This window comes from Aeromonas sp. 601027, assembly GCF_049174455.1.
Lineage (GTDB): Bacteria > Pseudomonadota > Gammaproteobacteria > Enterobacterales > Aeromonadaceae > Aeromonas > Aeromonas veronii_A.
In genome coordinates this window covers 56,037-68,783 of sequence record NZ_JAAKTN010000009.1, presented here as the reverse complement: position 1 = coordinate 68,783, position 12,747 = coordinate 56,037, and the positions used below count along the sequence as shown (strand labels likewise).

Here is a 12,747-nt window from a genome sequence, read left to right as displayed (position 1 = left end):
AAAAAAGGGGAGCCATTGGCTCCCCTTTTGTCATCTCTTCCTATTCAAATCTGGAAGTCGAGGGCAGGCTCGCTGCCCATGGCGCGGGCTTGAATATCCGCCAGCGCCAGCTCGGGGTTGCAGAGCTGGATAAACTGCCAGGCAAAGTTGTGCTGGAACTGCCCCTGCTTGAGGCCAATCCAGGCGGTATGGGGGGCAAACAGATGGCTGCCATCAAGCTGTACCAGCCCCTGATCGCGCTGTGCGTCGAACGCCATGTCGGCCAGTATGCCGACCCCCATCTCCAGCTCGACATAGGTCTTGATGACATCGGAGTCCTGCGCCGTCAGCAGGATCTGCGGTTCAATGCCAGCCGCAGCAAAGGCTTCATCCACCCGCACCCGCCCGGTCAACCCGGCTTGATAGGTGACGATGGGCCAGTTGGCCAGCGCCGCCAGCGTCAGCTCCCGCTCACCTGCCAGCGGATGTTGCTCGGGCACCACGATATTGTGGTGCCAGCGGTAGTAGGGAAATGCCACCACCCCTTCGCTCTTGTCGAGCTGCTCGCTGCTGATGCCGATATCCACCTCGCCGGTCTGCACCAGCCGCACAATCTCCTCCGGGCTGCCCTGACGAAGCTCCAGCTGTACCAGCGGAAACTGCTCGCGAAACGCCTTCACCACCCGCGGCAGGGCATAGCGGGCCTGGGTATGGGTGGTCGCCACCAGCAAGCGGCCCGAGTCGCGGTTGGCAAAGGTACTGGCCAGTTTGCGGATGTTGTTGGCGTCATTGAGAATGCGCTCGGCAATCACCAGCAGCTCCTTGCCAGGCTCGGTCATACCGAGCAGCCGCTTACCGTAGCGGATAAAGAGCTCGATACCGAGCTCCTCTTCCAGCTCGCGGATATGGCGACTCACCCCGGATTGCGAGGTAAAAAGGGCATTGGCCACCTCGGTCAGGTTGTAATCCCGCCGCGCTGCCTCCCGGATAATACGTAACTGCTGGAAATTCACCTTGTCGCCTCCTGCGAAGAGTGGGCGACACAATCTGCTCGCCCCTCTCATTTTTGTTATTTGGCCGGATCATGCCCGGCTGACAGCCTGAACCGGGCGGCCACACCGCCCGTAACACAGCATCAAATCTGATAGTCGGGATAGAACTGCGCCTGTCTGGCCACCAGCTTCACCCCCTGACCCGGGGCAAACAGCTTGGCCGCCTCCTTGGTCAGCTCCGCCTCATAGTGAGCCCCTTTGGTCTCACCGTCACCGCGCAGCTCCACCCGAATGCGCGGCCCCATGGGCAGCAGGCGGGTAATGGTGGCGCGGATCCCGCCCGGCGCATCGGCTGGCAAGATCTCCAGCTCATGGGGACGGACATAGGCGATGGCGGCACTGCCGTGGGCCAGATGAGAAGCCGACGGCCCGCCGAGCAGTTGCTCGCCGACACCGAATCCCTGCTCAGCCACCCGACCGCGGAACTGGTTCACGCTGCCAAGGAAGCTGTGGACGAAGGAGCTGGCGGGCTGGTCGTAGACCTCGGCCGGGGTGCCGATCTGCTCGACCCGTCCGGCATTCATCAGCACCACCCGATCCGCTACCTCCAGCGCCTCTTCCTGATCGTGAGTCACGAACAGACTGGTGACGTGCAGCTCGTCGTGCAGCTCGCGCAGCCAGCGACGCAGCTCCTTGCGCACCTGCGCATCGAGGGCCCCGAAGGGCTCGTCCAAGAGCAGTACCTTGGGCTGCACCGCCAGCGCGCGAGCCAGCGCGACCCGCTGACGCTGACCGCCGGAGAGCTGGGTCGGATAGCGCTCGGCCACATGGCTGAGCTGCACCAGATCCAGCAGCTCCTTGACCCGGGCGCGAATGGCCGCCTCGGCCGGGCGCTCACTGCGCGGTTTGACCCGCAGGCCAAACGCCACGTTCTCGAAGACTGTCATATGGCGAAACAGGGCATAGTGCTGGAACACGAAACCGACATTGCGCTCGCGCACGTGCAGATCCGAGGCATCCTCGCCGCGGATGATCACGCTGCCGCTATCGGCCTGCTCCAGCCCGGCGATGATCCGCAGCAGGGTGGTCTTGCCGCAACCGGAAGGGCCGAGCAGGGCCACCAGCTCACCGTCGTGAAAGTCGAGGTTGATGTCTGCCAGCGCCGCGTACTGATTGAAATGCTTGTTGAGTTGTTGAACCTGAATGCTCATGGCTGCCTCTTTAAAACGGTAATTCAGTGAGATTTGGTGGGCTGGGCACGCAGCCGGGCCAACAGGGTTTCCCCCAGCAGGGTGAAGATCCCGAACAGAGCCAAGAGGCTTGCCACTGCAAAGGCGGCGCCGGTCTGGTACTCGTTGTAGAGGATCTCGATATGCAGCGGCAGGGTATTGGTCTGGCCGCGAATATGACCGGAAACCACCGACACCGCGCCAAACTCCCCGACCGCACGGGCGGTACAGAGCAGCAGGCCGTACATAAGGCTCCAGCGAATGCCGGGCAGGGTGACGCGCCAGAACATCTGCAGGCCGCTCGCCCCCAACATGATGGCCGCCTCTTCCTCTTCCGGGCCGCGCGCCTCCATCTGGGGCAGCAGCTCGCGCACCACGAAGGGCACGGTAATGAAGGTGGTGGCCAGGATGATCCCCGGGGTGGCGAAGATGATCTTGATGTCGTGTTCGCTCAGCCAGTCACCGAACCAGCCACGGCTGCCGAACATCAACACCAGCATCAGACCGGCGATCACTGGCGACACCGAGAAGGGCAGATCGATGATGGTGATGAGCAGCTGCCGACCGGGGAAGCGGAAACGGGCGATGGCCCAGGCCGCCGCAATCCCGAACAGCAGGTTGAGAGGAACCGCACAGAGCGTCACCAGCGCGGTGAGACCGAGGGCACTCAGAGCGTCCGGCTCGCTGATGGCGTGCCAGAAAAAAGCCAGCCCCGGCGTCAGCGCCTGAATAAAGACGGTTGCCAACGGCAGCAGCAACAGGGCGGCAAACCAGCCGAGACCCACCGTGATGAGCAGCCACTTGACCCACTGGGGTTCACGGATCACGACCGGCGCCTTGCGAGCGGGGGTCACCTCCACCGGGGCCGCCTCAATGGCGATAGCAGATGAACTCATATCCGACTCCCTCCGATGCGAGACCAGCTCCAGGCCTGCAACTTGTTGATTAGCAGTAACAAAATGAATGAGATCAGCAGCATCACCACGGCAATGGCAGAGGCACCGGCGTAGTCATACTCCTCCAGGTGGCTCATGATCATCAGCGGCGCGATTTCCGAGACCATCGGCAGGTTGCCGGCGATGAAGATTACGGAGCCGTACTCACCCACCCCGCGGGCAAACGCCAGCGCAAAACCGGTGAGCAGGGCAGGCACCAGGGTCGGCCAGAGCACCCGCAGAAAGGTCTGCCAGCGATCGGCGCCGAGGCTGGCGGCCGCCTCCTCTTGCTCGGTTTCAGCCTCCCGCAGCACCGGCTGCAGGGTACGCACCACAAACGGCAATCCGATAAAGGTGAGTGCGATGACCACCCCGATAGGGTTGTAGGCGAGCTGAATGCCGAGCGGCGCCAGCAACTGGCCGATCCAGCCGTTGGGGGCGAAGATGGCGCACAGGGCGATGCCGGAAACGGCGGTCGGCATGGCAAATGGCAGGTCGATCAGCGCATCCACCAGACGACGACCGGGGAAGGTGTAACGCACCAGGATCCAGGCCAGGATCAGGCCAAACAGGCTGTTGAGCAGCGCCGCGACAAAGGCCGCACCGAAGCTCAGGCGAAAGGAGGCGAGCACCCGGGGGGAACCGATCACCTGCCAGAACTCGGCGGCGGTCAGGTTGTTGATCGCAAACAGCACCAGGGCCGAGAGCGGCAACAGCACCAGCAGGCCCAGATAGAGCAGGCTGAACCCCAAGGTGGGGCCAAAACCGGGCAGGACAGAATAAGAACCAAATCGCATAACACATCCATCTGTTATGAAGAATTTTCGATATGGTGATTCTGCTCACTCCCCTCATCGGCAACAAACACCATTTGCGACTTTGCTAATTACTTTTTTATCTAACAACGGTGGGACAAGGCTTTTAGAGCGATCCAAATAAAAAAAGGTCTTTTATATAAATAAAAGACCTAAGAAATGGAGCAATACGGAGCGGAGCATTCAAAGAACGGGGGCATGGAGTAGCCAGCGAACAGCGCGCTCGCCAACCCTCCAACCACTTCACAGATACCTAGCGAAAGCCCAGTACGACCGGCCGGGGCGATGCGGTCTTGACCGGTGCCACTACCAGCTCACCACGGCGGTAGAGAGCCCCCAGCAAATGCAGCCCCTGATGCCAGTCCCCATGACCGGACTGGGCATTGATATGGCCCGCCTCACCGGCATCGAACAGCGGCACCTGCCACTGGCGACTCCAGTATTCGGCCCGTTCAAAGCTCATCCAGGGATCATTGCGGCTGGCCACCAGCTGGGCCGACACCTGCAGCGGCCCGGCCAAGGCCTCATCCGCAATGCCAAAACGGGCGGGATCGGCGGGCGCCACCAGAAAGATCGAGGCCACCTTCTCCGGCTGCAAGCGGGCCGCCGCGATGGCGGTCAGGGCGCCGAAAGAGTGGGCCACCAGATGGACCCGGCTGCGGCGACGTTTCAACTTGCTCGCCAGCTTGGCACTCCAGACCCTGAGATCCGGCTTGTCCCACGGCAGCCCGGTCATCCGCTGCCATTGGGGAAAATGATCGTGCCAGCGGCTCTGCCAGTGATCCGGCCCACTGTTGTGCAGACCGGGAACCAGGAGGATCTTGTTCATCTTGGTGCTCCTATCGGCTGGCACAGGGGCCAGTTCAGTGATGGATAACGAAGCTATCAACGACCCGGCTGATAGATCTGGTCAAACAGACCGCCCTGGGCGAAGTGTTTCTTCTGGGCTTTCTCCCAATCCCCTTCCAGATCCTTGACGGTAAAGAAGGCAAGCTGCGGGAACTGGGTTGCCGTCTCCTTCAGGATCGCCGGGTTGCTGGGGCGATAGTGATGTTTGGCGACGATATGCTGCCCCTCGTCAGAGTAGAGATAATCGAGATAGGCCTTGGCCACCGCTTCGGTACCGTGCTTCTTGGCCACCTTGTCCACCACCGTGACCGGCGGCTCCGCCAGAATGGAGACCGAAGGCACCACCAGCTCGAACTTGTCGCTGGCACCCGTCTGACCAAGCACCAGCAGGGCTTCGTTCTCCCACGCCAGCAGCACGTCACCGAGACCCCGCTCGGTAAAGCTGGTGGTGGCACCGCGGGCGCCTGAGTCCAGCACCTTCACGTTCTTGAAGAGATCGCCGACAAACTGCTTGGCCCCCTCTTCACTGCCGCTCTTCTTCAGGGCATAGCCCCAGGCGGCCAGATAGTTCCAGCGTGCCCCGCCGGAGGTCTTGGGGTTGGGAGTCACGATGGCGACATCCTTGCGCACCAGATCATCCCAATCCTTGATCTGCTTGGGATTGCCCTTGCGCACCAGGAAGACGATGGTGGAGGTATAGGGCGAGGCGTTGTTGCCGAGGCGACTCTGCCAGTCGGCAGCGGTCAGCCCCGCCTTGGCGATGGCGTTGACATCGTAGGCCAGCGCCAGCGATACCACGTCGGCCTCCAGTCCATCCACCACCGCGCGGGCCTGCTTGCCGGAGCCACCGTGAGACTGGCTCACCACCACGTCGTCGCCGGTCTTCGCCTTCCACTCCTTGGCAAAGGCGGCGTTGTACTCCTGAAACAGCTCGCGGGTAGGATCGTAAGAGACATTGAGCAGGCGGATCTCGGCGGCATTGGCCTGACCAAATGCCAGCAGAGAGAGCAGGGTCAGGGCGGTCATTCGCAGTTTCATGGTGATTCTCCATATCTTGTTGGGTTGAGAACAGCATGCCGTGGAGTTGTTATGCCCAGAAGAAAGAAATAACTCTTTGCTTATCTCTTTTGCTCATATCAGCTCAGCCACCCGCACCGGGAGCCGGACGCAGACTCTGTGAGCCATGCCCCTCTGCCTGCTTACGTCCTGTGCCATCATAGGAACAAGGCAGGCAGATGACGAAAAGGAAATCGTTATGTGGATCAATGCAGAACCCGTCAACGGTGCCCTGGTCTCGCTGGCCATCGGCCTTATCATTGGACTTGAGCGGGGCTGGCAGGTGCGCCAGCTGGGGGACAACCAGCGCATCGCCGGGATGCGGACCTATGGTCTCATTGGCCTGCTCGGCGGGGTGTGCGGTTTGCTGCTGCCCACCCTGGGCCCCTGGCTGCCGCTGCTCGGCCTGCTGGCGGTGGTGATCGGCTGCGGCCTCTCGGTCTGGCTGGCCCAGCGCTGGCAAGGGGAGTTCGGCCTCACCAGCTCGGTAGCCATGCTGCTCACCTATTTGCTGGGGCTGATGTCGGTACTGCTCAGCCCGAGCGAGGCGGTCGCCTGCGCCGTGCTGGCCGCCCTGCTGATGGGCTTGAAGGGACAGATCCAGCAGGGGATGCTGTTTCTCAGCGAGACCGAATTTCACGCCACCCTGCGCTTTCTGCTCATCTCGCTGGTGCTGCTGCCGGTGCTGCCCAACGAGGAGATGGGGCCCCTCGATGCCTTCAACCCCTTCAAGATCTGGCTGATGGTGGTGGTGATCGCCGGCATCTCGTTTTGTGGCCACTTCGCGGTGCGGCTGCTCGGTACTCGCGCCGGACTGGTGCTCACCAGCATACTGGCAGGATTGGCCTCCTCCACCGCCCTCACCCTGCAGTTCGCCCGTCTAAACAAGGAGCAGGGCGGGCTGGAGCGGCTGCTGGCCACCGGTATCCTGCTGGCAGGGGCCACCATGTGGCTGCGGCTGCTGGTGCTGGTGCTGCTCATTCACAGCGAGCTGGCGATGCGCCTCGTCGCCCCCCTGCTGCTGCTGTCCACCACAGTCTACGGCTTCGCCTTCTGGTTCTGGCACCAGCGCGAAGAGCTGACCGACGGCCCGGTAAAACCGGAAACCAGCAACCCGCTCGATCTGGCCACCGCCATCAAGTTCGGCCTGCTGCTGGCACTGATCGGCTTTATGGCCACCCTGTTGCAGAGCAAGGTGGGCAACTCGGGGGTCTACCTGCTGGCGCTGGTGTCGGGGATCACCGATGTGGACGCCATCACGCTGTCGCTCTCCCAGCTCTCCCACAAGGAGCTGGCACTGGAGGTCGCCGCCCGCGGCATCCTGCTGGCCGGGCTGGTCAACTCGCTGGTGAAGGGGCTGCTGGCCCTCGGCATCGGCGGTCGCAGTCTCGGGCTGCGGGTATTGCTCCCCTACTTCGTCTCGGCCCTGCTGATCCTGCCCCTCGTCTGGCCCGCAGGTTGACGGGGATCACCTGCAACAAGTGACAGACTGACGGCGCCCCTGACAGTCACGTATACTGCCTGCTCTTGCAGCATGAGGAGGTAGCAATGGCGAGCGACTGGGACAAGGTACTGGCTGGCGGGGCACTGGATAGCCAGAGCGAGGAGATAGCCAACGACCGGATCCGCGGTCAGGCGTTGCTGGCCCGGCTCAATGGTTCATCGGCGGGCGATGCCTCTTTGCGCCAGCAGATCTGCCGCGAGCTGTTCGGCCACTGCCCCGACTCCTGCTGGATCAGCACGCCGTTTACCTGCGAATTTGGCCGCAACATCCACATCGGCGAGAAGACCTTCTTCAACTTCAACGTCACCATTCTCGACGTGGGCGAAGTGCACATCGGCAGCCATGTGCTGCTGGCCCCCAACGTGCAGATCTACACCGCCACCCACACCATGAACTATCTGGAGCGACGCAACTGGACCGCCTACAACAAGCCGGTGCGGATCGGTGACGACTGCTGGATTGGCGGCGGCGCCATCATCTGCCCCGGCGTCACCATAGGGCCGCGCTCCATCATTGGCGCCGGCGCCGTGGTGACCCGCGACATCCCGGCTGACTCGGTAGCAGTAGGCAATCCGGCCAAGGTGATCCGCAAACTCAAGCAGGATGAGGAGCGCTGCTGGGAGTTGGCCCAATGATGGCGCTGGCGCTGCTGCCACTGGGCGCCGCTCTCTGGCTCGGCCTAGGCGAACAGCAGTGGTGGCCGCTGGCCACACTGCTGACCATGAGTCTGCTGACAGTGGCGGCCTACGCCTGGGACAAGCGGCAGGCGGTGCGGGGAGAGTGGCGCATTCCCGAATCGAGGCTCCATCTGCTGGAGCTGTGCGGCGGCTGGCCGGGGGCGCTGGTTGCCCGCCAGTGGTTGCGTCACAAGACCCAGAAGCGCAGCTACCGGCTGGTCTTCTGGTTTATCGTGCTGCTGCACCTCACCCTGTGGGGACTCTGGCTTGGCCGCCCTCTCTGGCAGCAATAGCTGCCTGCGTCATAAAGGGACAATGGGCCCCATTGCGGCCGCCCGGCGGCTGTGAGAAAACAGAGCAGATCTCATCAGCGTTTTCGCCGTCTATGACGACCATATTGATATCGATAAGGAGTCGTGACATGACCATGTGGACAGGCATAGTCCTGATCGTATTTATCAGCCTATTGTTCGGATATCTCGGCAAGCGGGCCCGCTATCAGATGGGGGATGCCCGCATCACCGACCGCCTCGGCAAGCAGGATCTGGTCATTCGGGAGCTGCAGGAGCGGGTCGCCAATCTGGAGGCGATCGTCATCGAAGAGGAGAAGCGGCGCCCGTTTCGGGAGCTGTGATTTTTCCACCGCCAGGTTTCAGATACTGAGAGGGCTGCACGATGCAGCCCTCTTTCGTTTCAGCAAATTCAGATTGCCAACGGCAGCAACTCCGCATAATCGCGGATCGCCGGAAAAGCGGTGATGCTCTGCTCCGGCTTGCAGCTATCCGGATTCTGGATCGCCAGCTGATAGCCGATGCCATAGTCGGCGGCAGCCCGCAGGATCCGCTCGCTGTCATCCACAAACAGGGTGCGGGCCGGATCGAACGCCAGCCGCTCGGCCAGCGCCTTCCAGCAGTGCTGGCTCTCCTTCGACCAGCCCAGTTCGTGGGTACTCACCATCAGATCCAGATGGTTGCTTAGTCCCAGCTGCGCATCCTTCACCGACAGACTGGCGGGGTGGGCATTGGTGAAAAGCACCAGCTGCTTGCCCGCGGCGCGCAGCTCGGCCAGAAAAGGGATGGCATGGGGACGCCACTGGATCTTCGCCAGCAGCTCCTGCTTGAGGGCACGAATGTCGAGCCCCAGGGTCTCGCTCCAGTAATCTACGCAGTACCAGTTGAGGGTGCCGTTGACGGCGTGATAGTGGACGTCGATCTGCGCTTTGGCTTCATCCAGTGGCAGCCCGAGCCGCTCGGCGTAACGCTCCGGCACCAACTGCTGCCAGAGGTGGTTGTCAAAATGCAGATCGATCAGGGTGCCATCCATATCGAGCAAGACGGTATCTATCTGGTGCCAGGGCAAGGTGGTGGAGCAGGAGTGTGACATCGGGCCTCTTGATCGCGGATCTCGGAAAACGGGGCGGCAGTATAACGGATTTTTCCTCCCCCTTTCCCCTCCCTGCCCCGTGGTGTTCGGTGTGGGAGTCGTTTACTCTTGAAGCACGATTTTTTAACGAGCAGCCAGCGTCCGATGAGCGACCCCCACAAGAGCAAACCCGAGCACATCTCAGCCGACCAACTGGATCACCCCAAGAGCAAGCCGGAGATCCTCAAGGCCGATATCGTGGCCGAGAGCCGACTGTTCAAGGTGGAATCGCTACACCTCAAATTCTCCAACGGCGAAGAGCGGGTCTACGAGCGGATGCGCGGCGGTAATCGTGGCGCCGTCATGGTGGTACCGCTGTTCGATGCCCACACCCTGCTGCTGGTGCGCGAATATGCCGCCGGCACCCACTCCTACGAGCTGGGCTTTCCCAAGGGGCTGATCGACCCCGGTGAAGATGCCTTCGAGGCGGGCAACCGGGAGCTGATGGAGGAGGCGGGGTTTGGCGCCAACAGCCTCACCCTGCTCAAACAGGTGTCGCTGGCGCCGGGTTACTTCTCCAGTCGGATGGACATTTTACTGGCGCGGGATCTCTTCCCCGAACAGCGGATCGGCGATGAGCCCGAACCGCTGGAGGTGATCCCCTGGCCACTCAACCGGATCGACGAATTGCTGGCGCGACCCGACTTCACCGAGTCGCGCAGCATCAGTGCCCTGCTCCTGGCCCAAAAGTGGCTGGCGGAGCAGGCAGAGTAGCCCGCAGACGGGCAGTTAACAGACAGAGGATAACGAGATGCAGGAGTTGTTGGCCTGGGTGCCGGGGGTCAAGGAGATTGCCCGCGAAGCCGGAAGGATCCTTCACGACATCTATCATGGCGGTCAGTTCGAGCGTCAGCTGAAGGAGGATGCGACCCCGGTCACCAGCGCCGATCTTGCTGCCGATGCCTACCTCAAGCAGGCGCTCTCGGCGCTCACTCCCCACGTTCCCGTGCTGACCGAAGAGGCGGCCGACATCCCCTTCAGCCAGCGATCCAACTGGCGGCAGTACTGGCTGGTGGATCCCCTCGACGGCACCGGCGAATTTATCGCGGGTAGCGGCGATTTCGCCACCCTGATCGCCCTGGTGCGGGACAATGTGCCGGTGCTCGGAGTCATCTATGCTCCCGAGTCCAACGTGCTCTACTGGGCGGTGCGCGGCTACGGCGCCTTCAAGGAGGTGAATGGCGAGGTACTGCCCATCAGCGCTATGCATCACGAGCATGACCAGCCCGACTCGCTGGTAGTAGCCATCAGCCGCCGCCAGAAGCTGGAGAACCTCACCCGCCGCCTCAACCCGGCCATCAACTACGAGCTGATCCCGCTTGGCTCCAGCTCCCTCAAATCCTGTCTGGTGGCGGAAGGGGCTGCCGATTGCTACGTACGACTAGGCCCCACCGGCGAGTGGGACACCGCCGCCGCCCAGTGCATCGTCGAGGCAGCCGGTGGCCGTATCCTCAGCCTGGCGTTGCAGCCACTCAGTTACAACGAAACCGAGTCGCTGGAGAACCCTGACTTTATCGTGATGGGGGATCCGGATCTCGCCTGGGGCAACATTCTGGCCCACTAGGCGGATAGCGATGTCATCACACCAGACAAGCAGGCGGCCCGATGGCCGCCTGCTTTTTCAGGGAAGTTGCCCCGGGTGATGGCCGGTGTGATCCGCTGGTCAAGGCGCTCTTGAACAGCGTGATACGCTGGCAAAGAAGCGAAATGATAGTGAAACATCACAATTGGTCGGCGAGAAATGGTGCGATTTTTCACGTAATTCTGAAAACACCTTATTAGCCAAAATAAAAAAATGATCGCAGATAAAAATTTGGTTTTATATTTCACAAAAATCACCATTGTCAGTTTTGTTGCATTCTGTGACCAAGATTCCATTCCCAATCTCGCTGGCTAAACCCCGCAATGGCAGTGATATGTTTCAGCCCCGCTTTTTGAGAATTAAATCCCGATAAACCACAATTAACTCAGATTAAAACACTGACAAAAAGTGAATTAGTAATGAGTTTATCTGTAGAGGCTACCAAGGAGCTATCCGGTTCCTGCTCCACCACAGCCAGCATCACCCGCTGGCGCCGTCACGACACCCACTGGGTTATCAGCCTGTTTGGCACCGCCGTTGGCGCCGGTATCCTGTTCCTGCCCATCAATCTGGGTCTGGGCGGCATCTGGCCTCTCGTCATCGTCGCGGTACTGGCAGGCCCCATGACCTTCCTCGCCCACCGCGGGCTGGCGCGCTTCGTGCTCTCCTCGTCACGCCCCCACGCCGACTTCACCGAAGTGGCGGAGGAGCACTTCGGCAAGATGGCCGGTCGCCTCATCTCGGCGCTCTACTTCCTCTCCATCTTCCCGATCCTGCTCATCTACGGGGTCGGACTGACCAACACGGTGGAGAGCTTTATGGTCAACCAGCTCGGCATGGCGACCCCGGATCGGGTGATGCTCTCCGGCGTGCTGGTATTCGCCATGATCGCCGTGATGCTGGCGGGTGAGAAAGCGATGCTGCGCGCCTTCGCCTTTATGGTCTATCCGCTGGCGGCCATTCTGGCGGCCCTCTCCTGCTACCTGATCCCTCAGTGGCAGTGGCCGGAAGTGACCGCGTTTGAAGGAGTCAGCTTCCTCAACACCGTCTGGCTGGCGCTGCCGGTCACCGTGTTCGCCTTCAGCCACGCCGCCGCCATCTCCGGCTTTGCCAACGTGCAGCGCCGTGAATATGGCGAGCAGGCGGAAGCCAAGAGCGGCCTGATCCTGCGCAACACCACAGTGATGCTGGTGGGCTTCGTGCTGTTCTTCGTCTTCTCCTGCGTGCTGAGCCTCTCGCCAGCCCAGCTGGCTGAAGCCAAGGCCCAAAACGTCTCTGTGCTCTCCTATCTCGCCAACATCACTGACAACCCGGTGATTGTGACTCTGGGGCCGCTCATCGCCTTTATCGCCATCAGCTCCTCCTTCCTCGGCCACTTCCTCGGTGCCCGTGAAAGCCTGAAAAGCCTGATCGCCAAGCCTACCGGCCTGCCGTTGGCCAAGGCAGACAAACTGGGTATCGCCCTGATGTTCTTCGCCATCTGGGGTGCCGCAGTCATCAACCCGGGCATTCTGGGGCTGATGGAGACCCTCTCCGGCCCGGTTATCGCCATGATCCTGTTCATCATGCCGGTGATTGCCATCTACAAGGTGGAGGCGCTGGCCCGCTTCCGTCACGGCTGGACCAACTGCTTTATCCTGCTGACCGGGTCGCTGGCGGTATCGGCGCTGATCTTCAGCCTGTTGAAGTAACGACTCGCAGCAGAAA

At 61.6% G+C, this 12,747-nt stretch carries 15 protein-coding genes; 7 read left to right on the top strand and 8 right to left on the bottom strand.

The features are described 5' to 3' along the window. Positions 1-44: 44 nt before the first annotated feature. From cbl to G5193_RS12880, 6 genes are all read right to left on the bottom strand, one after another. A complete protein-coding gene (gene cbl / locus G5193_RS12905; RefSeq protein WP_216959546.1) occupies positions 45-992 on the bottom strand; it encodes an HTH-type transcriptional regulator Cbl in 948 nt (315 codons plus the stop codon). Between the two features lie 122 nt (positions 993-1,114). Continuing rightward, complete coding sequence (locus G5193_RS12900) at positions 1,115-2,182, bottom strand: sulfate/molybdate ABC transporter ATP-binding protein (protein WP_042053281.1); 1,068 nt, start codon at positions 2,180-2,182, stop codon at positions 1,115-1,117. A gap of 23 nt (positions 2,183-2,205) precedes the next feature. Continuing rightward, a complete protein-coding gene (cysW, locus tag G5193_RS12895; protein ID WP_158110488.1) occupies positions 2,206-3,096 on the bottom strand; it encodes a sulfate ABC transporter permease subunit CysW in 891 nt (296 codons plus the stop codon). Continuing rightward, the gene (gene cysT, locus G5193_RS12890) at positions 3,093-3,932 is read right to left on the bottom strand and encodes a sulfate ABC transporter permease subunit CysT (protein ID WP_040067348.1); all 840 of its coding nucleotides are present in this window, start codon (positions 3,930-3,932) and stop codon (positions 3,093-3,095) included. The genes cysW and cysT overlap by 4 nt, the downstream gene beginning before the upstream one ends. A gap of 271 nt (positions 3,933-4,203) precedes the next feature. Continuing rightward, positions 4,204-4,779 carry an RBBP9/YdeN family alpha/beta hydrolase gene (locus G5193_RS12885; protein WP_058058574.1) on the bottom strand — a complete coding sequence of 192 codons (576 nt, stop codon included), beginning with the start codon at positions 4,777-4,779 and terminating at the stop codon, positions 4,204-4,206. Positions 4,780-4,835: 56 nt separating this feature from the next. Then, the gene (locus tag G5193_RS12880; protein ID WP_106843852.1) at positions 4,836-5,837 is read right to left on the bottom strand and encodes a sulfate ABC transporter substrate-binding protein; all 1,002 of its coding nucleotides are present in this window, start codon (positions 5,835-5,837) and stop codon (positions 4,836-4,838) included. A 217-nt stretch (positions 5,838-6,054) separates the two neighbouring features. Here G5193_RS12880 and G5193_RS12875 point away from each other — a divergent pair, with 217 nt between their 5' ends. The 4 genes from G5193_RS12875 (at position 6,055) to G5193_RS12860 (ending at position 8,670) form a co-directional block, all read left to right on the top strand. Continuing rightward, positions 6,055-7,317, top strand: a complete 1,263-nt coding sequence (locus G5193_RS12875; protein WP_421206148.1) for an MgtC/SapB family protein — start codon at positions 6,055-6,057, stop codon at positions 7,315-7,317. Between the two features lie 86 nt (positions 7,318-7,403). Further along, positions 7,404-7,994: a sugar O-acetyltransferase gene (locus G5193_RS12870; RefSeq protein ID WP_368152892.1), complete on the top strand. Its 591-nt coding sequence runs from the start codon at positions 7,404-7,406 to the stop codon at positions 7,992-7,994. Further along, positions 7,991-8,329 (top strand): DUF1294 domain-containing protein, encoded by a 339-nt coding sequence (locus G5193_RS12865; protein ID WP_421206147.1) that lies wholly within the window; start codon positions 7,991-7,993, stop codon positions 8,327-8,329. The genes G5193_RS12870 and G5193_RS12865 overlap by 4 nt, the downstream gene beginning before the upstream one ends. A gap of 128 nt (positions 8,330-8,457) precedes the next feature. Further along, positions 8,458-8,670, top strand: coding sequence for a hypothetical protein (locus tag G5193_RS12860; RefSeq protein ID WP_068977307.1), 213 nt, complete (start codon positions 8,458-8,460; stop codon positions 8,668-8,670). Positions 8,671-8,738: 68 nt separating this feature from the next. On the opposite strand, the gene yrfG is transcribed toward G5193_RS12860, so the two are convergent. Next, the gene (yrfG, locus tag G5193_RS12855; RefSeq protein ID WP_421206146.1) at positions 8,739-9,419 is read right to left on the bottom strand and encodes a GMP/IMP nucleotidase; all 681 of its coding nucleotides are present in this window, start codon (positions 9,417-9,419) and stop codon (positions 8,739-8,741) included. A gap of 144 nt (positions 9,420-9,563) precedes the next feature. On the opposite strand from yrfG, the gene nudE reads away from it, so the two are divergent. Together nudE and cysQ are read left to right on the top strand one after the other, a co-directional pair. Continuing rightward, complete coding sequence (gene nudE, locus G5193_RS12850; RefSeq protein WP_005340262.1) at positions 9,564-10,172, top strand: ADP compounds hydrolase NudE; 609 nt, start codon at positions 9,564-9,566, stop codon at positions 10,170-10,172. 37 nt (positions 10,173-10,209) lie between these two features. Next, positions 10,210-11,022, top strand: a complete 813-nt coding sequence (cysQ, locus tag G5193_RS12845) for a 3'(2'),5'-bisphosphate nucleotidase CysQ (protein WP_005357849.1) — start codon at positions 10,210-10,212, stop codon at positions 11,020-11,022. On the opposite strand, the gene G5193_RS12840 is transcribed toward cysQ, so the two are convergent. Further along, positions 11,019-11,336, bottom strand: a complete 318-nt coding sequence (locus G5193_RS12840; RefSeq protein WP_227341469.1) for a hypothetical protein — start codon at positions 11,334-11,336, stop codon at positions 11,019-11,021. The two genes, cysQ and G5193_RS12840, sit on opposite strands and share 4 nt — an antisense overlap. A gap of 123 nt (positions 11,337-11,459) precedes the next feature. Here G5193_RS12840 and G5193_RS12835 point away from each other — a divergent pair, with 123 nt between their 5' ends. After that, complete coding sequence (locus tag G5193_RS12835; protein WP_421206145.1) at positions 11,460-12,731, top strand: aromatic amino acid transport family protein; 1,272 nt, start codon at positions 11,460-11,462, stop codon at positions 12,729-12,731. Positions 12,732-12,747 lie beyond the last annotated feature (16 nt).